Annotated in this window: 26 protein-coding genes; 9 read left to right on the forward strand and 17 right to left on the reverse strand. The window is 64.5% G+C overall.

Annotation, left to right across the window (positions count from 1 at the left end):
* The first annotated feature begins 92 nt into the window (after positions 1-92).
* Positions 93-545 (forward strand): Cd(II)/Pb(II)-responsive transcriptional regulator, encoded by a 453-nt coding sequence (gene cadR, locus HHA01_RS06825; RefSeq protein WP_141319132.1) that lies wholly within the window; start codon positions 93-95, stop codon positions 543-545.
* A gap of 125 nt (positions 546-670) precedes the next feature.
* Here the strand turns inward: cadR and HHA01_RS06830 are convergent, their stop codons facing one another.
* The 6 genes from HHA01_RS06830 to HHA01_RS06855 form a co-directional block, all read right to left on the reverse strand.
* Positions 671-1,438 carry a transporter substrate-binding domain-containing protein gene (locus tag HHA01_RS06830; RefSeq protein ID WP_141319034.1) on the reverse strand — a complete coding sequence of 256 codons (768 nt, stop codon included), beginning with the start codon at positions 1,436-1,438 and terminating at the stop codon, positions 671-673.
* 146 nt (positions 1,439-1,584) lie between these two features.
* Complete coding sequence (locus HHA01_RS06835) at positions 1,585-2,316, reverse strand: ABC transporter permease (RefSeq protein WP_141319036.1); 732 nt, start codon at positions 2,314-2,316, stop codon at positions 1,585-1,587.
* A complete protein-coding gene (locus tag HHA01_RS06840) occupies positions 2,316-3,020 on the reverse strand; it encodes an ABC transporter permease (RefSeq protein WP_141319038.1) in 705 nt (234 codons plus the stop codon). The genes HHA01_RS06835 and HHA01_RS06840 overlap by 1 nt, the downstream gene beginning before the upstream one ends.
* 24 nt (positions 3,021-3,044) lie before the next feature.
* Positions 3,045-3,815 carry an ABC transporter ATP-binding protein gene (locus tag HHA01_RS06845; protein WP_141319040.1) on the reverse strand — a complete coding sequence of 257 codons (771 nt, stop codon included), beginning with the start codon at positions 3,813-3,815 and terminating at the stop codon, positions 3,045-3,047.
* Positions 3,816-4,040: 225 nt separating this feature from the next.
* Complete coding sequence (locus tag HHA01_RS06850) at positions 4,041-5,033, reverse strand: succinylglutamate desuccinylase (protein WP_141319041.1); 993 nt, start codon at positions 5,031-5,033, stop codon at positions 4,041-4,043.
* A gap of 195 nt (positions 5,034-5,228) precedes the next feature.
* Complete coding sequence (locus tag HHA01_RS06855; RefSeq protein ID WP_141319044.1) at positions 5,229-5,780, reverse strand: lipocalin family protein; 552 nt, start codon at positions 5,778-5,780, stop codon at positions 5,229-5,231.
* Between the two features lie 283 nt (positions 5,781-6,063).
* Here HHA01_RS06855 and HHA01_RS06860 point away from each other — a divergent pair, with 283 nt between their 5' ends.
* Positions 6,064-7,386 (forward strand): glycosyltransferase, encoded by a 1,323-nt coding sequence (locus HHA01_RS06860; RefSeq protein ID WP_141319046.1) that lies wholly within the window; start codon positions 6,064-6,066, stop codon positions 7,384-7,386.
* Here the strand turns inward: HHA01_RS06860 and HHA01_RS06865 are convergent, their stop codons facing one another.
* The 3 genes from HHA01_RS06865 to HHA01_RS06875 form a co-directional block, all read right to left on the reverse strand.
* Positions 7,387-8,067 (reverse strand): TVP38/TMEM64 family protein, encoded by a 681-nt coding sequence (locus HHA01_RS06865; RefSeq protein ID WP_141319048.1) that lies wholly within the window; start codon positions 8,065-8,067, stop codon positions 7,387-7,389.
* 89 nt (positions 8,068-8,156) lie between these two features.
* On the reverse strand, positions 8,157-9,104 hold the full coding sequence (locus tag HHA01_RS06870; RefSeq protein ID WP_141319050.1) for an ABC transporter substrate-binding protein: 948 nt from the start codon (positions 9,102-9,104) through the stop codon (positions 8,157-8,159).
* A gap of 91 nt (positions 9,105-9,195) precedes the next feature.
* Positions 9,196-10,377, reverse strand: coding sequence for a TauD/TfdA family dioxygenase (locus tag HHA01_RS06875; RefSeq protein ID WP_246053837.1), 1,182 nt, complete (start codon positions 10,375-10,377; stop codon positions 9,196-9,198).
* A 125-nt stretch (positions 10,378-10,502) separates the two neighbouring features.
* Between HHA01_RS06875 and HHA01_RS06880 the strand changes: the two genes are divergently transcribed.
* Positions 10,503-11,369, forward strand: a complete 867-nt coding sequence (locus HHA01_RS06880) for a LysR substrate-binding domain-containing protein (RefSeq protein WP_141319052.1) — start codon at positions 10,503-10,505, stop codon at positions 11,367-11,369.
* A gap of 12 nt (positions 11,370-11,381) precedes the next feature.
* Here the strand turns inward: HHA01_RS06880 and HHA01_RS06885 are convergent, their stop codons facing one another.
* The 6 genes from HHA01_RS06885 to HHA01_RS06910 form a co-directional block, all read right to left on the reverse strand.
* On the reverse strand, positions 11,382-12,188 hold the full coding sequence (locus tag HHA01_RS06885; protein ID WP_141319054.1) for a M90 family metallopeptidase: 807 nt from the start codon (positions 12,186-12,188) through the stop codon (positions 11,382-11,384).
* Positions 12,189-12,192: 4 nt separating this feature from the next.
* Positions 12,193-13,770, reverse strand: coding sequence for a bifunctional GNAT family N-acetyltransferase/carbon-nitrogen hydrolase family protein (locus HHA01_RS06890; protein WP_141319056.1), 1,578 nt, complete (start codon positions 13,768-13,770; stop codon positions 12,193-12,195).
* 77 nt (positions 13,771-13,847) lie between these two features.
* A complete protein-coding gene (locus HHA01_RS06895) occupies positions 13,848-14,756 on the reverse strand; it encodes a DMT family transporter (RefSeq protein ID WP_141319058.1) in 909 nt (302 codons plus the stop codon).
* Positions 14,757-14,843: 87 nt separating this feature from the next.
* The gene (locus HHA01_RS06900) at positions 14,844-16,487 is read right to left on the reverse strand and encodes a BCCT family transporter (protein ID WP_170214842.1); all 1,644 of its coding nucleotides are present in this window, start codon (positions 16,485-16,487) and stop codon (positions 14,844-14,846) included.
* Positions 16,488-16,710: 223 nt separating this feature from the next.
* The gene (locus HHA01_RS06905) at positions 16,711-16,977 is read right to left on the reverse strand and encodes a DksA/TraR family C4-type zinc finger protein (protein WP_141319060.1); all 267 of its coding nucleotides are present in this window, start codon (positions 16,975-16,977) and stop codon (positions 16,711-16,713) included.
* 81 nt (positions 16,978-17,058) lie between these two features.
* Complete coding sequence (locus HHA01_RS06910) at positions 17,059-17,460, reverse strand: GlcG/HbpS family heme-binding protein (protein ID WP_141319062.1); 402 nt, start codon at positions 17,458-17,460, stop codon at positions 17,059-17,061.
* A gap of 127 nt (positions 17,461-17,587) precedes the next feature.
* On the opposite strand from HHA01_RS06910, the gene HHA01_RS06915 reads away from it, so the two are divergent.
* The 4 genes from HHA01_RS06915 (at position 17,588) to HHA01_RS06930 (ending at position 21,712) form a co-directional block, all read left to right on the forward strand.
* Positions 17,588-18,295, forward strand: coding sequence for a glutathione S-transferase N-terminal domain-containing protein (locus HHA01_RS06915; protein ID WP_141319064.1), 708 nt, complete (start codon positions 17,588-17,590; stop codon positions 18,293-18,295).
* A gap of 75 nt (positions 18,296-18,370) precedes the next feature.
* On the forward strand, positions 18,371-19,696 hold the full coding sequence (locus HHA01_RS06920; RefSeq protein ID WP_141319066.1) for a glycerate kinase type-2 family protein: 1,326 nt from the start codon (positions 18,371-18,373) through the stop codon (positions 19,694-19,696).
* Entirely contained in the window at positions 19,693-21,180 is a 1,488-nt protein-coding gene (gene pyk / locus HHA01_RS06925) for a pyruvate kinase (RefSeq protein WP_141319068.1), read from the forward strand. Before HHA01_RS06920 ends, pyk begins: the two co-directional genes overlap by 4 nt.
* A complete protein-coding gene (locus HHA01_RS06930; protein ID WP_307725345.1) occupies positions 21,152-21,712 on the forward strand; it encodes a DUF192 domain-containing protein in 561 nt (186 codons plus the stop codon). The genes pyk and HHA01_RS06930 overlap by 29 nt, the downstream gene beginning before the upstream one ends.
* Before the next feature lie 26 nt (positions 21,713-21,738).
* Here HHA01_RS06930 and HHA01_RS06935 read toward each other — a convergent pair whose 3' ends face one another.
* On the reverse strand, positions 21,739-22,656 hold the full coding sequence (locus tag HHA01_RS06935; RefSeq protein WP_373862938.1) for an ion transporter: 918 nt from the start codon (positions 22,654-22,656) through the stop codon (positions 21,739-21,741).
* Entirely contained in the window at positions 22,640-23,506 is an 867-nt protein-coding gene (locus tag HHA01_RS06940; RefSeq protein ID WP_141319072.1) for a CYTH domain-containing protein, read from the reverse strand. The genes HHA01_RS06935 and HHA01_RS06940 overlap by 17 nt, the downstream gene beginning before the upstream one ends.
* A gap of 117 nt (positions 23,507-23,623) precedes the next feature.
* Here HHA01_RS06940 and HHA01_RS06945 point away from each other — a divergent pair, with 117 nt between their 5' ends.
* Both HHA01_RS06945 and HHA01_RS06950 read left to right on the forward strand, forming a co-directional pair.
* Positions 23,624-24,304: a TIGR00153 family protein gene (locus HHA01_RS06945; RefSeq protein ID WP_141319074.1), complete on the forward strand. Its 681-nt coding sequence runs from the start codon at positions 23,624-23,626 to the stop codon at positions 24,302-24,304.
* Between the two features lie 46 nt (positions 24,305-24,350).
* Positions 24,351-25,616, forward strand: a complete 1,266-nt coding sequence (locus HHA01_RS06950) for an inorganic phosphate transporter (RefSeq protein ID WP_141319076.1) — start codon at positions 24,351-24,353, stop codon at positions 25,614-25,616.
* The last annotated feature ends 108 nt before the right edge of the window (positions 25,617-25,724 follow it).

The following is a 25,724-nucleotide window of genomic DNA, read 5'->3' on the forward strand; positions in this document are numbered from 1 at the left end:
GGCTCCGTTCGTGATATCTTGTGCTATCACACACCCTATAGCCCATATAGGGTCAAGTGCCGCTTGAGGTCGATGTCAAAGAGAGGTCGATGATGAAGATCGGAGAACTGGCGACTCGCACTGGGTGCCGAGTGGTTACCATCCGTTATTACGAGCGTGAAGGCTTGTTGCCCGAGCCGGCACGCAGCGAAGCCAATTATCGTCTTTACGGCGCGACTCATGTTGAGCGCCTGGCCTTCATTCGCCACTGCCGGGCATTGGACATGACGCTGGATGAAATCCGTGCCTTGCTGGAATGCCATGACCATCCGGCTGATTCCTGCCACCGGGCGGATGCCCTGGTCGACGAGCACCTGCAGCATGTCGAGGCCCGCATTGCTCAGCTTCAGGCCCTGGAGGCCTCATTGGTGGCACTGCGAGCGCGTTGCCAGGGGCAACGGCCGGCCGCTGAGTGCGGCATTCTCCATGCCCTGGCGCAACCACTGGAAGACGAGACACTGGGTGAAGATACCGAACATGTACCCGGTACGCATCCGCGGGTCTGAAGCGCCGAACGTTAATGGGGCAAGGCGATACTCGAAGATGGCCATCGGGCTTCAATAGAACGGCCCCGCCGAAGCGGGGCCGCAGGGTCACGGCCGAGAGGCCATGATGACGTCACGATAGAGAATCACTCACCGAAGTACTTGGTGTGGATCTCTTCGTAGGTGCCGTTGTCCTTCAGGGTGGCCAGGGCCTCGTTGAAAGCCTTGGCCAGCTCCTTGTCACGCTGACGGAAGGCGATGCCGAAGCCTTCGCCGAAGTATTTCTTCGGTTTGGTGATCTTCTTGCCGACGGTCTGGTAGTCACCGGCTTCGCTTTCGAGCAGGGTGGACTTGCCGATCGGGAAGTCGAGGAAGACAATGTCGAGGCGACCGGCGTCCATGTCCAGCACCATGTCGTCGGCGGTGGCGTAGCGGTTGACGTCGGCCACGTCGCCGTACAGGTCGGTCACGTAATTGTCCTGCAGGGTGCCGCGCTGCACGCCAATGGTCTTGCCTTCCAGGCTTTCCTTGCTCGGTTTGGTGATCTCGGTATCGGTCGGCGCGAACCAGGCGGAGGGCGGGGTGATGTAGGGCTCGGAGAACAGCACCTGCTCGCGACGCTGCTCGTTGATGGTCATGGACGACATGATGGCGTCGTACTTGCGTGCCTGGAGGCCCGGAATAATGCCGTCCCAGCCCTGCACGACCCACTCGCACTGAATGCCGATCTCGGCACACAGGGCGTTGCCCAGCTCGATGTCGAAACCGGTCAGATCACCGTCGGGGGTGCGGTATTCCATGGGCTCGTAGGGAACGTCGACGCCGATACGGATATCGCGGACTTCGGCGTTGGCGACGCCGGCGATCATGCTGGCGCCGAGGACGCCGATGCTCAGGAGCTTGCTGAAGTTCATAGGTGTTATCCCTTCTTGTTGATCGTTTCACCGCTTGGGTGGTCACTTGCCTACCATAGCCGAAGGCGGGGTGGCTCGAAAGCCTGGGCGTCGAAGCCTTGAACCAACGTTTGTTCGACGCCGCCCTCTCCGCCTTCACATGCCGCTTAACCGCTGGCCGGCTTGAGGTGGGCCAGCAGGCGTTTTTCCAGATGACGGAACAGATAGATGATGCCGAAGGTCAGGCATAGATAGATGGCCGCCACGAACAGGAAAGCATCGAAAGGCGCATAGAAGCGTGCGTAGACGAAGCGCGCCGCTCCGGTCAGGTCCATGATGGTGACCACGCTGGCGATGGCACTGGCATGCAGCATGAAGATGACCTCATTGCCGTAGGCCGGCAGGGCGCGGCGGAAGGCACTGGGCAGCACGATACGCCGCAGCATCAATGACCAGGACATGCCGTAGGCCCGAGCCGCCTCGATCTCGCCTCGCGGCGTCGACTTGATGGCGCCACGGAAGATTTCGGTGGTGTAGGCGCCGGTGTTCAGCGTGAAGGCGATCAGGGCCGGCACAAAGGGCTCCTCGAGGATGACCCAGAGCCAGGTGTCCTGAATGCCCTCAACAAAGACCACGCCGTAGTAGATCAGATAGAGTTGCACCAACAAGGGCGTGCCGCGGAACACATAGCAGTAGAAGAAGATCGGCAGACGGATCCAGGCGCGCTTCGAGCCTCGTGCAATGGCCAGCGGTATGGCCAGCAACAGGCCGATGATCAGCGACAGGAAGACCAGCTGTACCGTGTTGGCCAGCCCCTCGCCATAAAAGGAGAGCGTCTGCAGGGTAAAGATGCTGTTGTCGGCCAGCAGGTTTTTCAGCCAGGTTGTCAGGCTTTCCATCAGTCCACCTCCTCGAAGCCGACGTCATAGCGTTTCTGCAGGCGCGCGAACCCCCATTCGGAGACACTGGCAATCAATAGGTAGATCACGGCGACGATGAACATGAAGGTGAAGGGTTCACGAGTCGCCTTGGAAGCCTCCGAGGCGATTTTCACCATGTCGGAAAGGCCGATCACCGAGACCAGGGCAGTGGTCTTGAGCAGTACCATCCAGTTATTGGACAGACCGGGCAGGGCGTGGCGCATCATTTGCGGGAAGCGAATGCGCCGGAATACCAGGCTGTGCGACATGCCATAGGCCCGGCCGGCCTCGATCTGGCCGCTGTCCACGGCCAGGAAGGCGCCGCGGAAGGTTTCGCCCATGTAGGCGCCGAAGATCAGGCCGATAGTGCCCACACCGGCGACGAATTCGTTGACGTTGATGAAGATGTCGATATCGAACTGGTAGTAGAGCCAATCGGTGACCTGGTTGATGCCGATCTGGCCGCCAAAGAACAGCAACATCATCAGCACCAGGTCGGGGACCCCGCGAATCACGGTCGTGTAGAGCGTAGCGAAGCGGTGCAAGGCCCAGCTGCGCGACATCTTGGCGCTGGCGGTGGCCAGGCCCAGCACGATGGCCAGGATCAGCGACAGTACCGCCAGTTCGATGGTGACCAGGGCGCCTTCCATGAGGCGCGGTCCATAGCCATGCAGGTTGATCATGTGAGTCTCCTCATCCGGGCCATGTCAGTGCTTCGGCGCCAGGAACTGCTTGAGGCGTTCGGAACTCGGGTTGCCGAGAACCTGGTCGGGAGGGCCTGCTTCCTCGACCTGGCCCTGGTGCAGGTAGATCACCTGAGTGGAAACATCGCGGGCGAATGCCATTTCATGCGTCACCACGATCATGGTGCGGCCTTCCTCGGCGAGATCACGCATCACCTTGAGCACGTCGCCGACCAGCTCCGGATCCAGGGCCGAGGTCGGCTCATCGAAGAGCATGACTTCCGGATCCATGGCCAGGGCCCGGGCAATGGCGCCGCGCTGTTGCTGGCCACCGGACATCTGCGCCGGATAGTAGTAGGCCCGGTCATCCAGGCCGACACGCTGCAGCAGCTCATGGGCATGCCGGGTGGCTTCCTGCTTCGACTTGCCGAGCACATGCACCGGGGCTTCGATGACGTTCTCCAGCAGTGTCATGTGGGCCCACAGATTGAAGCTCTGGAAGACCATGGACAGCTTGGCGCGCATATTGACGACCTGTTTCCAGTCCTCCGGCTCGCGCCCCTTCTTGGTTTCCTTGAAGCGGATGGTCTCGCCGTGAACGATCAGATCACCCTGGTCGGGCTGCTCGAGCAGGTTCATGCAGCGCAGAAAGGTGCTTTTGCCGGAGCCCGAGGCTCCGATGAGGGTGATGACATCGCCCTTGCTGGCCTGCAGGGACAGGCCCTTGAGAACTTCGGTATCGCCGAAGCGCTTGGTGATATTGCGCACTTCCAGCGGAATCGGGGTATCGGCCATGAAGCGGACTCCAGTTCGGGATAGGTCGCCAGGGTCGGCACGGGACGGGATGCGGGCCGGCGAAAAGGTGAGCGATTCTAACAGCCCGAGCGCCACTCGGCAGGCCATGGCAGCCATGTGGCCGGGCGGTACGGGGTTCCTGCGGTGATGATGTGGTGCATGACGACTCCAGTTTGTTGTTATTCTGCGGTGTTTCTTAGCGTTTAAACAACGTCCAACGCGGCTTCATGAGGTGGGCGGCGCCTGCGTGGCGCTGACCAGCAGGGCCGCCCGGGCGCCGAGTTCGACGTTGGCGTTGGGAAAGACAACCCGCAGAGCGGTTTCACCCACCGTAAAGCTCCCTGCTTGTGCATCCTCGGCGAGGCAGGTGCCGGGGGCGAACTCGGTGAAGTTGGGGGTGTCATCGTCGAAGCATAGCCGGAAGTCTTCGGCGTGGCGCATCAGCTCGTGCTCGACGCGGAAGAAGGCTATGCGCGACGCCTCAGCCGTCGCGGGCGAGCGCCCTGCCAGCAGGGCGTCGAGCATTCGGCCCATGGGGGCCAGGGGCGCGAGGCCATTGTCGCCGAAGGGCAGGGCACGACCCAGCTCCAGCGTGAAGGCCTGGGCAGCATGGTAGTGCTTGCTGTAATGCGAAAATGTCCAGCTGTGCGTGTGCTGGTGCAGTACTGCCTGAATGGCGGCACCGGCCAGCCATTGCCACTGTTCCGGTGTGGTGGTGGCGTCGGCGTAGGGTTCGACCGCGAAACGTGGATACTGGCTGCCGCGAATGGCGGTGTGCAGGTCGTAGTGTAGTCGGCGGCGCGTCGCATGACGCTCGAAGAAGGCGTCCACGGCGTGCATCAGGGCGCGGGCGCGGTCCGCCTCCATGCCGGTGTCGGCCAGGTCGCGGTGAAACAGGCGGTTGAGATTGGTCGCGACGAAACGCGTACCGGCGCGGATAGCTTCGAGGTTGCCGAGGATCACCAGCACCGGACTGCCGAGCGTCATCAGGCCGGCTTCCAGCCGGGCCAGGCTGGCGCCCAGCAGCTCGATGGGGGCCGTTTCATTGCCGTGAATGCCCACCGACAAGACCACGGCGGGCGCCTCTGGCGCAGCACTGACGGGCGTGAGTTCCAGCAGCCCCGGGCCCGGCACGCGAAAGCGGCCGCCGGGAATCTCGCCACCCCGGGGAGTCGACGCGGTCTCATTCAGGCTCTGTTCCAGCCAATCAGCCAGCATGGCGGGACTCCGGCCGATGTTGGCGCCGGCTGGCGGTATTCCGGCGTCGCGGATAAGCCGTGGTGATCATCTTGCTCCCGGTCTGGTGTTGTTGTCGGTCGCGTTACCTTCACCAGAGTCGGCTGCCGGCTCAATACCCGGCGTCGACTTGATGAAAGCCCGGGGTGCGATAATGAAAACCCGGATCATTCGAGCTCATTGCCAGGAGCGGCAGGCGCCACCCTGTTCGACCTTGATCAGCTCGTCGCTGGGGAAGCCTTGCTCGGCGGCGCGCTGCACGAGGTCGCGATAGGTAGCGTCGGGCAGTGTCGGGGTCCGTGAGAGGATCCATAGATAATCGCGGTTCGGGCCGGCGACCAGGGACCATTGGTAGTCAGCGTCGAGCGCCATGATGTTGTAACCGCCGTAGAAGGGGCCGAAGAAGCTGACCTTGAGGCGGCCGACATCGGTCGAGTCGATGAAGTAGGCCTTGCCCTCGGCGACATCGGCTTCGCCTTCCTGCAGGTTGATGCCCCGGTTGGTGACACTGACGCCACCGTCCTCGCGCATGGCGTACTCGGCGGTGACACAGTCCAGGCCGCGCTCGAAGGAGTGATCGAGGCGCGCGATCTCGTACCACTGGCCCAGGTAGCGGTCGAGCTGGAAGTCTTCGACGGGCTCCACGCCCTCCGGTATCCCGGTGCAGGCGGTCAGGCCCAGGCTGGCGGCTGCCAGCAGGGGCAACAGGTATCGGCGGGGTATCAGCATGGTGGCAAGGCTCAATGGGAATGAATGATTCGGCGGCAAACGATACGCTTGCCCGCCAGGATCATGATACTGCCATTTCCCGCTGGAAAGCCGACAGCCATTTGAGGAGGCTACCATCAGCAGGCAAGCATGCCATGGTACGGCGCTCTGGCTGAGCAATTGCAATGCCGTGTATCATCGGCGCCGCTTTCCACCTTGGTGGGTGAGTCGCGTATCATGAGACGCAGGAAAGCTCGGTATAGTCGCCGGTGTCGCGTTGTATCCTTACAGGAGAGTTCCCTCAGTGAATGTGCTGATGTTCACCAATACCTATCACCCGATTGTCGGTGGGGTCAGCGAGTCGGTACAACGTCTCAAGTATCAACTTTGCCGGGCGGGACACCGTGTGCTGGTCGTGGCGCCGCGTCTGGAAGGACAGCCCGACGACGAGACGGATGTGGTGCGGGTGGCGGCCGTTCAGCATTTCAATGGCAGTGACTTCTCCTTGCCGGTGCCGATGCCGGGGCAGCTCTATGAAGCCATCGAGGACTTCGAGCCGGATATCGTGCACTCCCACCATCCCTTCCTGCTGGGCGATACCGCGGCCAGGGCCGCCGAAACCTATGGCCTGCCGCTGGTGTTCACGCACCATACCCTCTATGAGCATTATACCCACTACGTGCCCGGGGACTCGCCGCGCATGCAGCGTTTTGCCATTGCTCTGGCCACGCAGTACAGCTGGCTGTGCGACAGCGTCATCGCGCCGAGCGAGAGTATTCGCGACCTGCTGATCGAGCGTGAGGCCAATTCCGCGGTGCGGGTCGTGCCCAGCGGCGTCGATACGGCGCGTTTCTCCCTGGGCAATGGTGAGGACTGTCGGCGACGCCACGGCATCCCGCCGGATGCCTATGTCATCGGCCACCTGGGACGGCTGGCCCAGGAGAAGAACCTGTCGTTTCTGACCGAGGCGGTGGCCCTGGCATTGAGCAGGCGGCCCGAGGCGCACTTTCTGATCGTGGGCGATGGCGAAGCCGGCGGGATCATGCAGGACATCGCCGAGCAGCATGGTGTCGCGGCGCGTGTGCACTTCACCGGTCGCCTGCATGGCGATGCCCTCATCGATGCCTATCACGCCATGGATGTCTTCGCCTTCGCGTCGCACACCGAGACCCAGGGCATGGTCGTGGCCGAGGCCATGGCCGCCGGCTTGCCGGTGGTGGCCGTGGCGGCGCCCGGGGTGGTCGAAGTGGTCGAGGATGGCGAGAACGGACGCCTGTTGCCGGAGGACGACGCCCCGGCGATGGCCGAGGCCCTCGAGGAGCTGGCCGATGAACGGGCGCGGGAGCCCCTGAGGCAGGGGGCGCTGTGGACCGCCGCGGATTATGACGAGCAACGCTGCGCCGGCCGTTGTCTGCTGGTCTATCGCGAAGTCATCGCACGTGGCGGGCCTTTCACGCATGCCGACGATGGCGGCTGGGATCGCGTGCGCGGGCGTCTGGGCGCCGAGTGGCAGATGCTGCGTTATCGCGGCCGTCTGCTGCGTCACATGGTGCAGGGCGAGTGGGATCAGGAACGCCCCAACTGGTGGCCGGGCGGCCGTGACGAGCCGGGCGTGCCCCCGGAGTGATCAGCGGCGGCGCTGTCGGCGCTGTGACCAGCGCTTGAGGGCAAACAACACCCCCACGCCGGACAGCAGCCCCAGCACGGATAACACCACTTCCCGAGTACTGGTTGCCGTCACCAGTTCACCCAACTGACTGCCCAGCAGTGTGACCCCCGCCAGACCCGGTACGATGCCCAGGGTCGAGCCGATCATGTAGTCGCGAAAGCGCAGGTGAAAGGCGCCGGCCATCATGTTGGTCAGGGTGAAGGGAGCCAGCGGCAGCAGGTTGACGACGGTCATGGTGCGGATGCCACGACCCGAGAGATAGCGCGATAACCCATGCAGATGCTTGCCGCCATAGCGCATCAGGGCATCGCGTCCTAGCCGGCGGCCGACCCACCAGGTCAGCACCGAGGCCGCCAGGGTGCCGGCCAGTGAATAGGTGAAGCCCCACCAGGGGCCGAACAGCAGGCCGGTCAGGGCCACCAGCAGGCTCAGCGGAAACATGACCAGCGAGGCCGCGGCATAGGCGGCCATGACCACCAACACGGCCCAACTGGCATCGCGCCAGGCGAACGACCCCCTGGCCAGCTTCATCAGGCTGTCGACGGTCAGCAGGTTCTGCATGGCCAGCCATTGCCAGAGCAGGCCGAGAGAGACAAGCGCGAGCAGCACGGAGGCAAGGATGCTGAGAGGCCGAGACATGAAGCTTGGGGATTCCTGATTGACGTCTGGCGACAGCATACGGCAGATCGCCCGCTGGCCAAAGTGCTCAGCGGGCGAGCGGCAGGTGGTCAGGCGTCGCTGAACGACTCGAGCCGGCTTTCGATTACCGGCCAGGCGGGCTGGTCGTCACGCGTGGTCACGCCTTTCAGCATGGCTTTTACGCGTTTTGGGTGCTCGCTGAGCCACTGCTGGGCGACGCTGGTCACGTCACGCTCCTCCTGACCGAACTCGCGAATCATCCAGCTCTGCTCTTCGGCGGAGAAAGTAAACTGTTCGAAGAATGTCATCAGGTTGGGGTGAGCGTCGGCATAGTCGCTGCGTGCGATGGTCAGCACTTCGCTGGCACCGTTGTTGTCGCCGAACAGGTCCTTGGAGTCCTCCAGGTAGCGCATGTCCAGTTCCAGGTTCATCCAGTGCGGCGTCCAGCCGACCCAGATAATGGGTTCGTCACGTGAGATGGCGTCGCGGGCTGCGGTGAGCATGCCGACCACGCTGGTATCGACCAACTGCCAGTCGCCCAGACCCCAGGTGTCGTTGTCGATGGCCTCGTTGAGGATCTCGCTGGCTGCCGAACCGGCGCCGAAGCTGTGGATTTCGCCATTGAAGCGATCGCGGTGTGCGTCCAGGTCGGCAAAGCTCTGGATGCCCTGGTCATACAGGTAGTCGGGTACTGCCAGGGTCATCTGAGCACCATCGACATTGTTGACCACACGGGTGATGGCACCGCTGTCGATCAGCGGCGAATAGATGCTGTCCTGGGCCGGCAGCCACCCGCCAAGGAAAACATCCAGATCCCCGCTGTCCAGGCCTTGGTAGACCACCTGCATGCCGAGCTCCTCGGAGCGTGTGGCATAGCCGAGCGGCTCGATCAGTTGCGCGGCGATTTCGGTCTTGACGGTGATGCCCGGCCAGGCCGGAACGCCGAAATCCAGGGTGGCATCGTCGGCCATGGCGGGGCCGGCCAGCCCCATCGCCAGGGGAAGCGTCCATAGGGCCGAGTTGGAACAGACTCGCATTGATTGCTCTCCTGATGGCCGGGTCCGCAGACCCGGCATGAGTGCCAAGAAAAGGCCTGTGAAAGTGCCTCGGGTGAGGCACGCGTCAGGCTCAGGTGCTACGTGCCAGAACGCGTAGACGCGATTCCAGCAGGTCGAGATCCAGGTAGGTGCCCTGCAGGTGGCGACGGCCACTGTTGGGATTGAAGGCGTTGCGCCCGTGCAACACGCGGCGGTTGTCGAAGGCGATCATCTCGCCGGGTTGCAGGGAAAACTCGAGGCGCATGCTCGGGTCATGGACCAGGTGCCAGAATTCGATATAGGCGCGGTACCAGGCATCGGCCTGATCCAGCGGCAGGCGCAGCGAGTCGCGGATCCAGTTGTTGAAACGGACTTCGAGCAGCTGGCCGTCATGGTCCAGTGTCAGAATCGGGGCGCGCCAGGCGATATCCTGGGTGTCGTCCTGGAACCGAAAATCGATGGGGGTCTCGCTGAGCAGGCGGAAGGCCTCCGGCGAGCGTTCACGCAGCGCCTCGGCGGCGGCAAAGCCGTCGGTGAAGGTCGACTCGCCACCCTCGGCGCCGTTTTCCAGGCAGTACAGCAGCTGGATGTCCGGCGGCTGACGCCAGTTGGGCAGGTCGGTATGCAGGGGCAGACCGATGGCCGTGTAGGCGGCATTGTTGGGGTTGGGCTTGGAACGCACATCGAAGCGGGCGCCGAAGTTGGTGGCGCGCAGAGGGCCGATGCGTTCGGCCAGGCGGCTGACTTCCTCGTCCGCCAACGGGCCATCCTCGAGCAGCACCAGGCCGTCACGCAGCAGGGCGGTCAGCCATTGGCGCTCTCCGGCGGCGTCCTGAACGAAGTCGGCGTGGGCCACACGGGCCGGGGCGAAGTCCTCCGCCCAGGGCCGGCGGGCAGGCACGGCATCGCCTGTCGGCTGCCCGGCCTGACGCTGGCGCAGCCAGCCGGCATCGAAGGGGCTGACATGGTCATCGGCCCAGGTCAGCACCAGGTTGCCGTCCTCGAGGTGGGCGGCAGGCGCGGCTTCCGGCAGCTCGAGGGGGATGTAGAGGCGCTCGCGCGTCGTGGTGTGACGGCATTCCGTGCAGGGGCAGTGGTCGCGCAGCCAGCTCAGGGTGAAGTCGGCTTGCTGGCGGTCCTCCCAGGTCAAGGTGACGCGCGAACTGCCGGTCGTGGCACCGATCAGAGCGGGGCCGCCGGTGTGGCTGAACAGCTCGCTCATGGCCCAGGTGATACGGTCGGGTGAGGTGACGGTGGCAGCGTCGGTAGTCATCTTGGCCTCCTGTTGCAGTAGTGCGATACAGGGTGACGATTGCCCGATGAGTGCGCAAACGATTAATCTGGCCCCTATGCCCTAGAAAAACTTATGAGGTAATTAGCCATGCCGGGAGTACCATCATGACAGGATTGCCGCCGCTGGGATGGATGCAGGCCTTCGAAGCGGCAGCGCGCACCCTGAGTTTCACTGCAGCGGGGAACGAACTGGGGGTCACCCAGGCGGCGATCAGCCAGCGCATTCGCCTGCTGGAGGATCGGCTCGGTCAGAAGCTTTTCGTGCGGCATCCGCGCAGCCTGAGCCTGACGCCCGTGGGACGTGCCTGGCTGCCTTCCATCCAGGATGCCTTCGTGCGACTCGGCGAGGGCACCAGCGAAGTCTTTGGCGGTACGCGCCAGGAGCGTCAGGTCACCCTGCGCACCACGCCGGTCATTCAGCAGAACTGGCTGGCGCCACGTTTGCCCGCGTTTCAGCGCGACAACCCGCAGATCGGCGCCCGCGTGGTGAGCGCCATCTGGCCGGACGACTTCGGTCCCGAGGGCGCGGATATCGAGATTCGTTATGGCCGCGGCGAGTGGTCCGGGGTGGAGGCCATCTCGCTCGGCGAGGAGGCCATGCTGCCGGCCTGCTCACCGACGCTGGCGCGTCGGATCCAGACGCCCGAGGACCTGGCCGGTCAGGTCCTGCTGCATGCCGTGGGCTTTGCCGTGGGCTGGCCGACCTGGCTGGAGCAGGCCGGCGTGCCGGGCCTGGAAGACCGTTGCGCGGCGATGACCTGTGACAACCAGGTGATGACGCTGGCCCTGGCCAGTCAGTCCGGCGGAGTGGCCTTGATGCATCGTCGCCTGCTCGAGAAGCGCGACGACCTGGTGGCGCCCTTGCCGTTGGAAGTTCCCAGCGAAGAGCAGTTCTGGCTGGTGCGCCCGGCGAAGCGACAGCCCCATGAAGAGGCGGCGCGGTTGTGGGACTGGTTGCTGGAGTGCCTTTAGGGAAGCACTTCCTTAGGCTCGGGGGCCGAACCAGCCGGCCGGCTCCTGCCGGAAATACTGGGTGAGCAGAGTGTAGAGTTCGGGGTAGGCGGCCACCAGAGTGTGCGGTGAGGTGAAGAAATACTCGCAGTTCACGGCGAAGCATTCTCCGGGGTGGGTGGCGGCGTAATCGTCGATGGGTGTGATGTCACCGCGCTCCAGCCGGGCCTGAAGGTCCTCCCAGACGGCCATGAAGACGCGGTACCACTGGCGTGGATCCATGTCGCCGGGCAAGGGCGGATAGCCATCGGCGTCCAGCGAGTTGCCCATGTCGAGCTTGTGCGACAGCTCGTGAATCAGCACGTTGAAACCGTCCAGCCCGCCGCTAGCCATCAGGTCCGGATAGGCGACCACCACCGGCCCCTGATGGGAGGTCTCGCCGGCACGCTGGTCGTCGTACTCATGCATTACGCCGAACTCATCCATTTCCTCGACGCGCCGGTGGAAGGCCTCGGGCAGGACCAGTATCTCGTGGACATTGGCGAAGGCATCGAGATGGTCGCGATCCCGCCAGCCGAGCGTCAGCAGGCAGGCCTGTCCCGCCAGTGCCAGATAGCCGGCTGTGTCGAACTCGATGCCTTCCTCGCGCAGTGCCGGATGCAGGCTGATTCGCTTGTGGTGCAGAAAGTACCAGGCCCGGCGACCCAGCCGCCCGGCCGGGTCGTCGGGCAGCACGCCGAGCAGGGGTACACGCCCCCGAGCTACCTGCCAGTCGGCCTCGGGAAAGGGATGACGGGCCTCGAAGCGCGCCATCCGCCAGCGGTTCAGGAAGGCCAGCAAGCGCTCAGTTATCCTCTGCACCGATGCGGCCACCGGACTTCCAGGACCAGTCACGCCAGCGCAGGTCGAACAGGTCCTGACGGCGGTCCTTGAGGTTGGTCACCGAGCCCTCGTTGCGCACTACCTTGAGGCGGCTCAGGTCCAGGTCCGAGAACATGATCATCTCGGTGTTGGGCGTGGTCTCGGCGAGCACGGCATCGTGGGGGAAGGAAAAGTCCGAGGGCGAGAACACCGAGGACTGGGCGTACTGGATGTCGAGGTTCTCGATCGACGGCACATTGCCCACGCTGCCGCACAGCACTACATAGCACTCATTTTCGATGGCACGCGCCTGGGCGCAGTGACGCACGCGCAGATAGCCGTTCTTGGTATCCGTCCAGAAGGGCACGAACAGGATGTCCATGTCCTGATCGGCCAACAGGCGGGAGAGTTCGGGGAACTCCACGTCGTAGCAGATCTGGATGCCGACCCGGCCGGCATCGGTCTCGAAGACCTGGAGCTCGTCGCCGCCCTCGACGATCCAGTCGCGACGCTCCTGGGGCGTGATGTGCAGCTTGGCCTGGCGCTCGACCGAGCCGTCGCGGTGACACAGGTAGGAGACGTTGTAGAGCCGGTCTTCCTCGCCGACCTCGATCATGGAGCCGGCGATGATGTTGATGTTGTAGGAGACCGCCATGCGTGACAGCTCGGTCTTGAAGCGCTCGGTGAAGCCGGCCAGAAAGCGGATGGCGGCCAGCTGGTCCTGCTGGGCGGCGCGGTCCTGCAGGCCCATCAGCGGCGCGTTGAACAGCTCCGGGAAGACCGCGAAGTCGCTCTGGTAGTCGGCCAGGGCGTCGACGAAGTATTCCACCTGCTGCAGTACCGCCTCCACCGAGGCGAATTCGCGCATCTGCCACTGCACCGCGCCGACGCGTACCTGGGTGCGGCGTGTCTCCAGCACCCGTTCGGCGGGCTCGAAGAGGATGTTGTTCCATTCCAGCAGGGTGGCGTAGCCGCGCGACTTCTCGTCCTCGGGCAGGTACTTGCTGAGCAGCCGCTTGACCTGAAAGTCGTTGGCCAGCTGGAACGACAGGATGGGATCGTGGATCTCCTTGCGTGACACCTTATCGATGTACTCGGCGGGCGTCAGCTCATCGGCGTACTGGTGGTACTGGGGGATGCGCCCCCCCGCCAGGATGGCCCGCAGGTTCATCGAGCGGCACAGTTCGCGACGCGCTTCATAGAGCCGGCGGCCCAGTCGGTGTCCGCGATAGTCCGGATGGATCAGGACATCGAGGCCGTACATGGCGTCGCCATCGGGATCATTGAGGATGATTTCGCGCTGGTCGATCAGGTCATCGTACTTGTGCGGGTTGGAGAAGCCGTCGTAATCCACGCGCACGGTCAGCGCCACCCCGATCAGGCGCCCATCGTCCTCGATGCCGATCTGACCGTCGGGAAACTCCTGGATCAGGCGCTCCATGGTGTGCTTGGGCCAGGCGCCGCCCAGATCGTCATAGACGGCATCCATCAGCTGCTTGAGCTGGGGATAGTCTTCCGGTGTCAGGTTACGCAGATTGAGCTGAAGATCGTCTAGCGACATGGGACGTCCTTTGTACTGATGTGACCTCGAATGCCGACCAGTTTACCACGCGGCTATAAGCGCGCCCGTGCTACTGATTAGCGGCGTCTAAACGCAGCGGATGCCCCGCCATGCCAGGGGGCCGTCCAGGTCTGGGCCATGATCACCCCGGCGAGAATCAGGACGCCGCCGACCAGATGGAAGCCGGCCACCTGTTCGCCGAGGGCGAGCATGGCGATCAGGGCGCTGAATAGCGGCATCAGGTTGATGAAGATGCTGGCACGGCTGGCGCCGATCTGGCGAATGGCGCGCATCCACAGGTAGGTGGTGATGATGGAGGCGGGGATGCCGGCGTAGGCGATCAAGCCGATATTGCCCGGGGTCACCGGCGTCATGGGGCCGGCCAGGTAGAAGGGCAGCAGAAGCAGCACCGCGCACACCACTTGCCCGTAGAGCATCACCCAGGGCGGCAGGTCCAACGGCCAGCGCTTGAGCATCACGCCATACAGGGCATAGCAGGTCGCGGCCAGCAGCATCAACAGGTCGCCACGCGAGATCTCGAGTGCCAGCAACGACAGGGGGTTGCCCCGGCCGAGCAGGAAGCTCACGCCCAGGAAGGCGCAGAGCCCGCCGATGATGCCGCCCATGCTGGGCGGCTCGCGCAGGATGAGGGCACTCAGCAGCACGGTGAGCAACGGCACCATGGCGGCCAGGATTCCCATGTTGGTGGCCGAGGTCGTCTCGGCGGCCACATAGGCCAGCCCTTGCCACAGCCCCATGCCGAGCATGCCCAGCACCGCCAGCTTGGGCCACTCGCGGCGCAGACTGGCACGATGGCGCCAGGCGGCGGGCGCCACGCAGGGAGTCAGCACGGCCAGTGCCAGCAGCCAGCGCAGGAAGGCAATGCTGCTCGGGGCGATGGCGCCCACGGTCAGCTGGTTGATGGTCATGTTGCCGGACCAGATCAGCACGGCCCCAAGGGGTGGCAGGAAAAGCAGCAGTGGCATGGTGGCCTCGAAATGCGCGAGCCCCGCATGGGCGGGGCTCACAATCCGGCTGTCGATGTCCCCGCCGCTCAGGCGGGGCGGTTGCGGTCACCGAGCGCGCAGCAGTCGCAGCTCGCTGTTCAGTGCCTTCATGATGGTGTAGCACATTAGCAGCATGAGCACCGAGAAGGGAATGGCCGTGGCCGTCACCCCGGCCTGAAGCGCCGACAGACCGCCCCCGATCAGCAGCACGATGGCAATCAGCCCTTCCACCGTGGCCCAGAACATACGCTGGGGACGCGGTGCATCGATTTTGCCACCGGCGGTGATGGTGTCGATGACCAGCGATCCCGAGTCGGATGACGTGACGAAGAAGATCAGTGCCAGAATGATCCCCAGGGTCGACATCAGGCCGGTCAACGGCAGTTCATTGAGCATGCCGAACAGCGACAGCTCGGGGCTGTAGTTATCGATCACGTATTGCTTGACCAGGCTGGTATCGGGGCTGGCATAGAGCTGCTCTAGCCCGGTGCTGCCGAAGACCCCCATCCAGATGGCGATGAACAGGGTGGGCACGATCAGCACGGCGAGGACGAACTCGCGAACCGTGCGGCCGCGCGATACTCGGGCGATGAACATGCCGACGAAGGGTGCCCAGCTGACCCACCAGGCCCAGTAGAAGATGGTCCAGGCCTGACGGTAGGCATCATCCTCGCGACCGAAGGGGGCCGAGAGCGCGACGAACTCCGTGGCATAGGTCACCATGCCGTCCCAGAAGCCGGTCAGGGCGGCCAGAGTCGGCCCGGCGAATAGCACGAAGAAGAAAAAGCATACCGCCATTAGCATGTTGAGTTCGGAGAGCCGCTTCACGCCGCCGTCGAGGCCGCGCCACACGGAGACCAGGGCCACGGCGGTCACCAGCAGGATGATGATGATCTGGGCGGTGACGCTGACCTCGAGGCCGAACACGAAATTCATGCCGGCGTTGGCCTGCTGTGCCCCGAGGCCGAGGGAAGTGGCCAGACCGAACAGCGTCGAGAACACCGCCAGGATGTCGATGATATGGCCCCACCAACCCCAGACCCGCTCTCCCAGGATCGGGAAGAAGGCAGAGCGAATGGAAAACGGCATGCCCTTGTTGTAGCTGAACAGCGCCAGGGCCAGGGCCATGACCACGTAGACCGCCCAGCCGTGGATGCCCCAGTGCAGGTAGGTACCGGCCAGCCCCATGGCGGTCGCCTCGGGCACGGCATCGGCGTTCAGGGCGCCATCGGCGAAGGGCGAGGTGATGCCCAGCGGCAGGGAGACATTGGCGTGATAGACCGGCTCGAGGACGCCGAAGAACAGCAGGCCGATGCCGATGCCGGCGGCAAACAGCATGGCGAACCAGGAGAGGTAGCCATATTCGGGTCTAGCATCGGGGCCGCCCAGCCGGATGGAGCCGTGGGGCAACAGGATCAGGGCGATCGAAAACAGGATGAAGAAATCCACCACGATCATGAAGTACCAGTCCAGCGTGCCCGTCGAAAAGGACACGATGGACTGAAACATGCTGCCGGCCGTCTCCGGAAACATCAGAGTCAGCAGGATGAAGATGATGGAGGCCGCCGCAGAGATCATGAAGACCCGGTTGTGGATATCGAAGCCGATGGGGCCCAGGTTGCCTTCGATGTTGTCCTGGCCGACGACATAATCCGTCTGCATGTCGTCGACCGGTTCGGGATGCGCTGACGCATCATTCGGACTGTTCATAAGGGATCTTTCCTGTGTTGATAGACTCACTCGCTTACGCTTGATTCTTGTTCACTATCCCCAAGCGCGCGACGAATTACCGTTATCTGATTAAACGTTCACCATGAGCGCCGTCGTTGAAAGCCGGCGCAGGGAGTCGTCACGCCGCTTGCGCAGGGCGTGGCGCGGACATCTTCGAGCGGAGAAGGGAGTGGGGAGTAGAGGGAGTAGAGTAGTGGGGACGCTAGCGTAACTGACTGTCCTTGCTGGCCCGCCGATTGAAGCCTGCACCGGCGCTGTCACGCTTGTCCTGCTCGGCCTGGCACTCGATGCACAGGCGCACACCCGGCACGGCCGTGCGGCGTGCTTCGGGGATCTGCTCATCGCACTCCTCGCAATGCGTGAGGCTCTCGCCGCCGGGAAGGCGGCTACGCGAGCGCTCCACGGCATCCTCGACCGTGCTTTCGATCTGTTCCTGGACGCTTCCGTCCTTGGCCCAACCTCCTGCCATGTGCGGTTGTCCTCAATGCTCTCGAGAATGATGGCTTGCGCCTTTGAAGGCTAGCGGAGCAGGGTGGTGCGCGCCAACCTCTCAAGCCACGGCGGCGAGACCGGCGCGGGCAACCCGGGCATCCTGTTCGGGCTTGACGCCGGATACGCCGATGGCCGCGATGGGCTGACCATCGACGATGACGGGGATGCCGCCTTCCAGCAACCCTTCCAGCGGCACCGACAGAAAAGCAGTGCGCCCCTCGTTGATCATGTGCTCGAAGACCCGGGTTTCCTTGCCGCTGAGGGCGGCGGTGCGTGCCTTGCGGGTGCCGATCATGGCGCTTGTCGCGGCGGCCCCATCCAGGCGTCGCAGGCCGAGCAACTCGCCGCTGTCATCGGCCACGGCAATGGTCACGGCCCACTGGTTGGCCTCGGCTTCGCGCTGCGCGGCATCCAGGATGGCGTTGACATCGGCCAGTTCTAGCATGGCTTTGGTTTTCATGTGGCTCCTTGGCATTGGCTTCGAGCCACGGATTCTAGCATCGAGCGGGCAGCTGGTGGGGCGTGTGGCCAGGCTCGCCGATTCTTGGCAGTATCATGGGCCTTTGTCCCGAATGCGAGGAGCCGGCATGTCCCGAGTACTCTATGATCTGTGCGGTATCGACACAGCACTACGCTTTTCCCCCTTCTGCTGGCGGGTGCGCATGGCGCTGGCGCACAAGGGGCTGGATGTCGAAACCCGACCCTGGCGTTTCACCGAGAAGGATGCCCTGAGCTTCGCCGAGCACGACAAGGTGCCGGTGCTGGTCGATGGTGACACGGTGGTCACCGAGAGCTATGACATTCTGTGCTATCTCGATCGCACCTATCCCGAGGCGCCGCTGGTCGGCGACGCGCTGGCCGAGTCCCGGGCGCGTTTCTTCAAGCATTACGCCGAACGCTCGCTGGCGCCTCCGATTATGGCGATCATCATCATGGACCTGCTCAATGCCATCCATCCGGATGATCGTGCCTACTTCCGCGAGACCCGCGAAAAGCGCTTCGGTCGCACCCTCGAGGAAGTGCATTCGCCGGTGAGAGGGCTGAGCCAGCTCGACACCGCGCTGGCTCCCTTGCGCGGCCGCCTCGAGGAAGCTCCCTTCCTGGACGGCGATGCCCCGGGCGCGGCCGACTACCTCGTCTTCGGCAACTTCATGTGGGCGCGCTGCGTCTCCACCGCCGACCTGGTCTCCAATGCCGATCCGGTCCATGCCTGGCTGGAGCGCATGCTCGACCTGCATGACGGCCTGGGCCGCCAGGCAACCCGGATTACCGATATTCAGGACGCCTATCGCTGAACGCTCGTGCAGAGCGTGTGACCGACAAGTTGCGTATGCTGACCGATAGCGATTTTCGGCGTTGAGGAGTCTCCCATGACGGATCAGGCCTTGCCCTTCGACCCGGCCGACCCCGAGGCCGTGCGTCGTTGGCTGGTTCAGCTCGGTCACACGGCGGTTGCGGCGGTGCACCCGCAGGCGCTGGTCTGCGACAAGTTGCCCGAGGCCCCGGCGGGACGCACCCTGGTGGTGGGCGCCGGCAAGGCGGCAGCGGCCATGGCGGCGGCGCTCGAGCGTGCCTGGCAGACGCAGTATCCCGATGCGCCGCTGAGCGGTCTGGTCGTCACCCGCTACGGCCATGGGCCTCAGGGCGACGCGGAGGCCTGCGCGAACATCGAGGTGCTGGAGGCCGCGCACCCGATGCCGGATGACCTCGGCGAACGGGCGGCGCGCCGCATGCTCGAGTCGCTGGACGGGCTGGGCGAGCAGGACCTGGTGATTGCCCTGATCTCGGGGGGTGGGTCGGCACTGATGACCCTGCCGGCACCGGGCATCGAGCTGGCCGAGAAACAGGCCCTCAACCAGGCGCTGTTGCGCTGCGGGGCGCCGATCAGCGAGATCAATACCGTGCGGCGTCATCTGTCGGCCATCAAGGGTGGACGGCTGGCGGTGGCGGCGCATCCGGCCCGCGTGCTGACCTGGCTGATCTCGGATGTGCCCGGCGATGAGCCGTCGCTGATCGCGTCCGGGCCCACTCTGCCCGATGCCAGCACACCGGCCGATGCCCTGGCGATCCTCGAGCACTATCAAATCGAGATATCGCCGAGCGTTCGCCGACACCTGAGCACGACCCGGCAGGCACCCGGCGAGGCTGATGCCGAGTTCCGGCGTGACCGACACCTGGTGCTGGCGCGGGCGCGTGATGCCCTGGAGGCGGCGCGCGATGTCGCCGCCGCCGAAGGCCTCGAGGTACGGTTGCTGGGCGATGATCTGGAAGGCGAGGCGCGTGAACTCGGGCGGGCCCAGGCGCAGCTGGCGCTGGACACCCAGCGTGACGCTGCGTGGCCGTGCCTGCTGCTGTCCGGCGGCGAGACCAGCGTGACCATGCAGGGAGATGGCCGCGGTGGCCGTAATGTCGAGTATCTGCTCGGGCTCTTCACTACCCTGAAGGGGGCGCCGGGCATCCATGCCCTGGCCATCGACACCGATGGTATCGATGGTTCGGAAGACAACGCCGGAGCCATCTTCGGACCGGGCTGCTGGCAGGAGCGTGGAAGGCTCGACCTTGATCCTGACGAATATCTGTCACGTAATGATGCGTATACTTTCTTTGCCGCCCTGGGCGACCTGATCGTGACGGGCCCGACGCGCACCAATGTCAACGACTTTCGAGCCATTCTGGTTTTACCGAGGACTTCATGACGCTGCCCCCCCATGCTCCGATCCACGAGCCGATTCGCCGCACCAAGATTGTTGCCACCCTCGGCCCGGCCAGCGACCGGCCCGACGTGCTCGAGCAGATGATCGCCGCCGGCGTCGACGTGGTACGCCTCAACTTCTCCCACGGCGCGCCCGAGGATCATCGCCGCCGCCTCACCGAGGTACGCGAGGCGGCCGCTCGACTGGGGCGCAGCGTCGCCGTGCTGGGTGACCTGCAGGGCCCCAAGATTCGCATCGCGCGTTTTCGCGACGGCCCGGTGGAGCTCGAGGACGGCCAGGCCTTCGTGATCGACGTGGCCCTGGACAGCGAGGCCGGCGACGCCAACCGGGTGGGCTGTGACTACAAGGCGCTGGCCGATGATGTGGTGGCCGGTGACCGCCTGCTGCTCGACGACGGCCGGCTGGTGCTGGACGTGGCGCGCGTGGACGGCACGCAGATCCACACCACCGTGGAACAGGGCGGCAAGCTGTCCAACAACAAGGGCATCAACAAGCAGGGCGGCGGGCTCTCCGCCCCGGCCCTGACCGACAAGGACAAGACCGACCTGAAGACCGCCATGGAGATCGGCGTCGACTACCTGGCGGTGTCCTTTCCGCGCAGCGCCGCCGACATGCACGAAGCCCGCGAGCTGCTCGGCGAGGCCGGTGCCGATATCGGCCTGGTGGCCAAGCTGGAACGCGCCGAGGCGGTGGCCGATGATGACACGCTGGACGGCATCATCGAGGCCAGCCAGGCGGTGATGGTGGCCCGCGGCGATCTGGGCGTGGAAATCGGCGACGAGCAGCTGATCGGCACCCAGAAGCGCATCATCAAGCACGCGCGCACCCTGAACCGGGCGGTGATCACCGCCACCCAGATGATGGAGTCGATGATCGAGTCGCCGCTGCCCACCCGGGCCGAGGTGTTCGACGTGGCCAATGCGGTGCTGGACGCCACCGACGCGGTGATGCTGTCCGCCGAGACCGCCGCCGGCGACTATCCGGTGGAAACCATCGAGGCCATGGCGCGTGTCTGCCTGGGTGCCGAGCGTGAACGGGTGGCCCAGGCCTCCGGCCATCGCATCCATGAGGGTTTCTCGCGCATCGACGAGACCATCGCCCTGTCGGCCATGTATGCCGCCAACCACCTGGCCGGCGTGGCCGCCATCGTGTGCATGACCTCCACCGGTTACACACCGCTGATTGCCTCGCGGATTCGTTCGGGGCTGCCGATCGTCGGTCTGGCGCACAACCCGGTCGCCCAGCGTCGCATGGCGCTGTATCGGGGCGTGGTGTCGCTGCCCTTCGATACCAGCGCGATGACGGCCGACGAACTCAACGACCGCGCCATGGATGTGCTGGTCCGTCACAGCATTGCCGAGCCGGGGGACCATGTCATCCTGACCCGCGGGGATCACATGAATGCGCATGGCGGCACCAATACCCTGAAGATTCTCGATGTGGGTCCACAGCATGGGCATCGCTGAGAAGCTGACCAGCAGGCGGCGTACGCACACGCCGAACCCGACACGCCGCCGCTTGCTGAAAGGCATGCTGGTGGCGCCACTGGCGCTCGGGTGGCAGCCGCTGGCCTGGGCGGCCCTGCTGCCGACCAGCCCCCTGACCATTCACAGCCGCCAGGGCCCGCACCGACTGACGGTCGAGGTGGCTAACAGCTCGTCGGAACGCAGCCAGGGGCTGATGGAGCGCGAATCCCTCGCCCGGGATGCCGGCATGCTGTTCCTCTATGACGTGGCCCAGCCCGCGCGTAGCGGCTTCTGGATGTATCGCACGCGGATTCCGCTGGACATTGCCTTCCTGGATGCCGAGGGGCGTATCAACGAGATCCATCGCATGCAGCCGTGTCGCGCTGCCTCGCCGAGCGACTGTCCGGTGACACGGGCCGAGGCGCCGTATCATGCGGCCCTGGAGGTCAATGCGGGGTACTTCGAAGCCCGGGATATCCAGCCGGGCGACTGCGTCAGCTGGCCGGCGCAGGACGGCGGGGCCTGCCGCTGATCCACCGTTCTGTTGCCTCGGCGCCGCTAGTCTTGCGCGCTGCTGTCGTGCTCGGCCCGCGGGTCCGGGGTCTCCTCGTCCAGCCAGGTGCCGCAGCGCAGGCAGTAATAGGCCTTCTGGTCGTGGCGGTCGTGGCCGCAGCCGGGGCAGGCTTCCTCGGAATAGCGGTCGGCTCGAATCGAGCGGATGACCTCGGCGGAGAAGACGCCGGTGGGCACGGCGATGATCGAGTAGCCGATCAGCATCATCATCACCGAAATGGCCTGACCGAGCGGCGTGACCGGCGCGATGTCACCATAGCCGACCGTGGTCAGCGTCACCGCCGCCCAGTAGATCGAGGTGGGAATGCTGGTAAAGCCGGCCTCGGCGGGTTCGATCAGATAGACCAGCGAGGCGAAGATGGTGATCAGCATGCAGACGGTGAACAGAAACAGGAAGATCTGATGGGAGCTGCGTTTCAGGGCATCGATCAGTAATCGGCCTTCACCGACGAATTCCATCAGGCGCAATACGCGAAAGATGCGCAGCGTCCGCAGCAGCCGGACCACCACCAGCGACTGGGTGCCCGGCACGATCAGGGCCAGCCAGGTGGGCAGAATGGCCAGCAGATCAATGACCCCATAGAAGCTGCGCAGGTACTGCCAGGGCCGGTCCAGGCAGTAGAGTCGCACGGCCAGCTCGGCCGTGAAGAGGATCGTGAAGCCCCACTCGAGCGTGTGAAAAATGTCGCCGTGGCGCTCCTGCAGGCTGACCACGCTTTCCAGCATGACTACCAGCACACTGCACAGGATCAGGCCGATCAGGGCGATATCGAAGGCCTTGGCGGCCGGCGTGTCGGACTCGAAAATGATCTGGAAGATGCGCGTGCGCAGGCCTTCCGCAGCGGGTTTCAAGTGGCTCACGAGGGGGCGTCCTTGTGGTCGTGGGTCAGCCGAGCTGGGCATCCCCGGGCAGGCGGCGCGACAGTGCCAGCGCGTGGGCGCCAAAGGCCGCATCGAACCAGTCGGGGCCTTCCAGCGCCCCGGCCAGCCAGCGGGCATTCTCGGCTGTATCTTCGCTCAGGCGAGCCAGTTGTTGAAAGGCCTCGCGAGCCTGGTGGCGCCATACCGGGTCGCCGGTGTCGGCCAGGGCATCCAGCGCGACATTGGCCCGATGGAACCAGGCGGCCGGGCTGCCACCCTCGGGCAGTTGCCAGCGGCCGAGCAGCAGCGCGCCGCCACGGGCCGCCTTGCTGGTGTCCGAAGGACGCAGCGCCACCCCTTCGGCCAGACGGCTGGCCAGTTCATGCAGGGCGCTCGGCTCGCCGTCCTTCAATTCCAGCTCCAGCTCGCGGATCGTCACCCGGGCGTCGCCGGCGCGAATCTCTCCGCTGTCCAGGGCGACTTCGATCTCCGCGGCTTCGCTGGTCACCCACCAGGTCCGGCGCGTGAAATCGGTCGCGAAGCGCGGCTCGAGACGGGCGATGACATCCTGACCCAGGGCGGCCATGGGCGGGATCTCGCCGAGCCCGTCGAGGTCGAGCCCGGGACCCGTGACAGGCCATTCCCATTCGCCACGGCTCGACAGGCCGCCGCCGCCATGGCCACGAGTCTTGACGGTCTGCAGCAGGCGTTCGCCGTCCCGGCGCAGGCGCAGGGCGCTGCGAGCCGATTCCAGGTCGCCCTCGGGGGTATCGTAATAAGTATTGCCCAGCCGGCTGACCCGTGGCGTCAGCGAGGCGAGGCTGGGGTGGCGGGGAAGAGAGTCCGGCGCGGCGTCGCCGAGTGCCAGCTTGAGTTCGATTTCACTTGCCATGGCCGGGTGCCCTGTGTCGTCTGGATGAAATTTGCGTGAATTTTGGGTGAATTTTTCATGACGTCGCCACGGCCAGTCACTATACTGACGCCGCCATTTTCCAAGTGTTAGATGCTCATGGTGACATCCAATCCCTTCTCCGCGATGTTTGGCCGCTCGCCATTCCAGCCGTTGCTGGCACACATCGTCAAGGTCAATGACTGCGCTGACCAGCTGCTGCCGTTCTTCGAGGACTCGCTCAATGGCGACTGGCAGGCTGCCGGTACCCATCGCGAGACGATCACGCGCCTCGAGCATGAGGCGGATGAGCTCAAGACAGAGCTGCGTCTCAACCTCCCCAATACCATGTTTCTGCCGGTCTCGCGCTCCGATCTGCTGGACCTGATCAGCGTCCAGGACAAGATCGCCAACAAGGTGCGTGACATCACCGGCATCATGCTGGGCCGCAGCATGCAGATGCCGGAACCGCTGGCCGAGTCCATGCGCCATTACATGCAGACCTCCGTGGCCTGTGTGGGCCAGGCGCGCCAGGCGCTGGAGGAACTCAAGGATCTGCTGGAGTCCGGCTTCGGGCGCAATGTGTCCGATGTCATGCAGAACCTGATCCGCGAACTTCACACCCTCGAGCAGCAGACCGATGCCCAGCAGGTGGATATTCGTCGCCAGCTTTTCACGCTGGAAGAGAGCCTGCCGCCGGTGGAGGTGATGTTCCTCTACAAGATCATCGACTGGGTGGGCGAGCTTTCCGATCTCGCCGAACGTGTCGGCAGTCGTCTGCAGATCATGACGGCCAACTGATCGGGAATTCCCCGCTACCAAACTGACCGCAGAAGGACAGCGTCCAATGTCGATCATCGCGCAACACGGCGACATCTTCATCCTCATGGCCTGTGCATTCGGCCTCTTCATGGCCTGGGGAGTCGGCGCCAACGATGTGGCCAATGCCATGGGCACCTCGGTGGGCTCCAAGGCCATTACCATCAAGCAGGCGATCCTGATCGCCGTCGTCTTCGAATTTCTCGGCGCCTGGCTGGCTGGCGGCGAGGTGACCAACACCATTCGCAAGGGGATCATCGACCCGACGGCACTGCAGGATGATCCGCAGTTGCTGGTCTACGGCATGCTGGCGGCCCTGCTGGCGGCGGCGACCTGGTTGCTGATCGCCTCGATGCGGGGCTGGCCGGTATCGACCACGCATTCCATCGTCGGCGCCATCGTCGGCTTTGCCATGGCCGGTCTGGGGCTGGATGCCATTGGCTGGGTCAAGGTTGGCCAGATTGCCGCCAGCTGGGTGGTCTCGCCGCTGATGGCGGGCTCCATCGCCTTCATGCTGTTCCGTTCCGTGCAGCATCTGATCTTCGAGAACCACGACCCCTTCGCGGCGGCCAAGCGCTACGTGCCCATGTATGTCTTCCTGGTGGGCTTTATCGTGGCCATGGTGACCTTTACCAAGGGACTCAAGCATGTCGGCTTGGATCTGGGCTTCGGGGCCAGTCTGCTGTATTCCATCCTGGTAGGTGGCCTGCTGATGGCGCTGGGTGTGTGGCGTGAGCGCCGGGTCGGTGCCGGAAAGCGCCAGGATGATGCCTTCGGCTTCGGCGGGGTGGAGCGCGTCTTCGGCGTGTTGATGCTGTTTACCGCCTGCGCCATGGCCTTTGCGCATGGCTCCAATGATGTGGCCAATGCCGTCGGTCCGCTGGCCGCGGTGATCAGTGTCGTGGAAAGCGGCGGGACCATCGGCGGCGAAGCCCTGGTGCCCTGGTGGGTGCTGGTACTCGGTGGCGGCGGCATCGTCATCGGCCTGGTGACATACGGTCATCGCGTGATCGCCACGGTGGGCACCGGCATCACCGAGTTGACCCCCAGCCGTGGCTTCGCCGCGACCCTCGCTGCCGCTACCACCGTCGTGCTGGCCTCCGGCACCGGCCTGCCGATCTCGACCACGCAGACCCTGGTCGGCGCGGTGCTGGGCGTCGGCCTGGCCCGCGGCATGGCCGCCCTCAACATGCGCGTCATCGGCACCATCGTGATGTCGTGGTTGATCACCCTGCCGGCCGGCGCCACCCTGGCGATCATGTTCTTCTTCATGTTCAAGGGGATGTTCGGCTAAGCGCCGAGCTACGAGCTACGAGCTACGAGCTACGAGCTACGAGCTACGAGCTGAAGGGTTGACGGATTAGAGGGCGGTGGCACCATCCCGCTCGCGGCTCGCGGCTCG

This window comes from Halomonas halmophila (assembly GCF_006540005.1).
In the GTDB taxonomy this organism is placed as follows: domain Bacteria; phylum Pseudomonadota; class Gammaproteobacteria; order Pseudomonadales; family Halomonadaceae; genus Halomonas; species Halomonas halmophila.

What these genes read in the sequence shown, in the direction of transcription:
- cadR (WP_141319132.1), top strand. Translation starts at nt 93, where the DNA reads ATGAAGATCGGAGAACTGGCGACTCGCACTGGGTGCCGAGTGGTTACC.
- HHA01_RS06950 (WP_141319076.1), top strand. Translation starts at nt 24,351, where the DNA reads ATGTCGATCATCGCGCAACACGGCGACATCTTCATCCTCATGGCCTGT.
- HHA01_RS06920 (WP_141319066.1), top strand. Translation starts at nt 18,371, where the DNA reads ATGACGGATCAGGCCTTGCCCTTCGACCCGGCCGACCCCGAGGCCGTG.
- HHA01_RS06940 (WP_141319072.1), bottom strand. Translation starts at nt 23,506, where the DNA reads ATGGCAAGTGAAATCGAACTCAAGCTGGCACTCGGCGACGCCGCGCCG.
- HHA01_RS06865 (WP_141319048.1), bottom strand. Translation starts at nt 8,067, where the DNA reads ATGTCTCGGCCTCTCAGCATCCTTGCCTCCGTGCTGCTCGCGCTTGTC.
- HHA01_RS06845 (WP_141319040.1), bottom strand. Translation starts at nt 3,815, where the DNA reads ATGGCCGATACCCCGATTCCGCTGGAAGTGCGCAATATCACCAAGCGC.
- HHA01_RS06835 (WP_141319036.1), bottom strand. Translation starts at nt 2,316, where the DNA reads ATGGAAAGCCTGACAACCTGGCTGAAAAACCTGCTGGCCGACAACAGC.
- HHA01_RS06895 (WP_141319058.1), bottom strand. Translation starts at nt 14,756, where the DNA reads ATGCCACTGCTGCTTTTCCTGCCACCCCTTGGGGCCGTGCTGATCTGG.
- HHA01_RS06855 (WP_141319044.1), bottom strand. Translation starts at nt 5,780, where the DNA reads ATGCTGATACCCCGCCGATACCTGTTGCCCCTGCTGGCAGCCGCCAGC.
- HHA01_RS06840 (WP_141319038.1), bottom strand. Translation starts at nt 3,020, where the DNA reads ATGATCAACCTGCATGGCTATGGACCGCGCCTCATGGAAGGCGCCCTG.
- HHA01_RS06930 (WP_307725345.1), top strand. Translation starts at nt 21,152, where the DNA reads ATGTGGGTCCACAGCATGGGCATCGCTGAGAAGCTGACCAGCAGGCGG.
- HHA01_RS06830 (WP_141319034.1), bottom strand. Translation starts at nt 1,438, where the DNA reads ATGAACTTCAGCAAGCTCCTGAGCATCGGCGTCCTCGGCGCCAGCATG.
- HHA01_RS06850 (WP_141319041.1), bottom strand. Translation starts at nt 5,033, where the DNA reads ATGCTGGCTGATTGGCTGGAACAGAGCCTGAATGAGACCGCGTCGACT.
- HHA01_RS06945 (WP_141319074.1), top strand. Translation starts at nt 23,624, where the DNA reads ATGGTGACATCCAATCCCTTCTCCGCGATGTTTGGCCGCTCGCCATTC.
- HHA01_RS06935 (WP_373862938.1), bottom strand. Translation starts at nt 22,656, where the DNA reads ATGCCCAGCTCGGCTGACCCACGACCACAAGGACGCCCCCTCGTGAGC.
- HHA01_RS06905 (WP_141319060.1), bottom strand. Translation starts at nt 16,977, where the DNA reads ATGGCAGGAGGTTGGGCCAAGGACGGAAGCGTCCAGGAACAGATCGAA.
- HHA01_RS06890 (WP_141319056.1), bottom strand. Translation starts at nt 13,770, where the DNA reads ATGTCGCTAGACGATCTTCAGCTCAATCTGCGTAACCTGACACCGGAA.
- HHA01_RS06880 (WP_141319052.1), top strand. Translation starts at nt 10,503, where the DNA reads ATGACAGGATTGCCGCCGCTGGGATGGATGCAGGCCTTCGAAGCGGCA.
- HHA01_RS06875 (WP_246053837.1), bottom strand. Translation starts at nt 10,377, where the DNA reads ATGACTACCGACGCTGCCACCGTCACCTCACCCGACCGTATCACCTGG.
- HHA01_RS06910 (WP_141319062.1), bottom strand. Translation starts at nt 17,460, where the DNA reads ATGAAAACCAAAGCCATGCTAGAACTGGCCGATGTCAACGCCATCCTG.
- HHA01_RS06870 (WP_141319050.1), bottom strand. Translation starts at nt 9,104, where the DNA reads ATGCGAGTCTGTTCCAACTCGGCCCTATGGACGCTTCCCCTGGCGATG.
- HHA01_RS06900 (WP_170214842.1), bottom strand. Translation starts at nt 16,487, where the DNA reads ATGAACAGTCCGAATGATGCGTCAGCGCATCCCGAACCGGTCGACGAC.
- pyk (WP_141319068.1), top strand. Translation starts at nt 19,693, where the DNA reads ATGACGCTGCCCCCCCATGCTCCGATCCACGAGCCGATTCGCCGCACC.
- HHA01_RS06915 (WP_141319064.1), top strand. Translation starts at nt 17,588, where the DNA reads ATGTCCCGAGTACTCTATGATCTGTGCGGTATCGACACAGCACTACGC.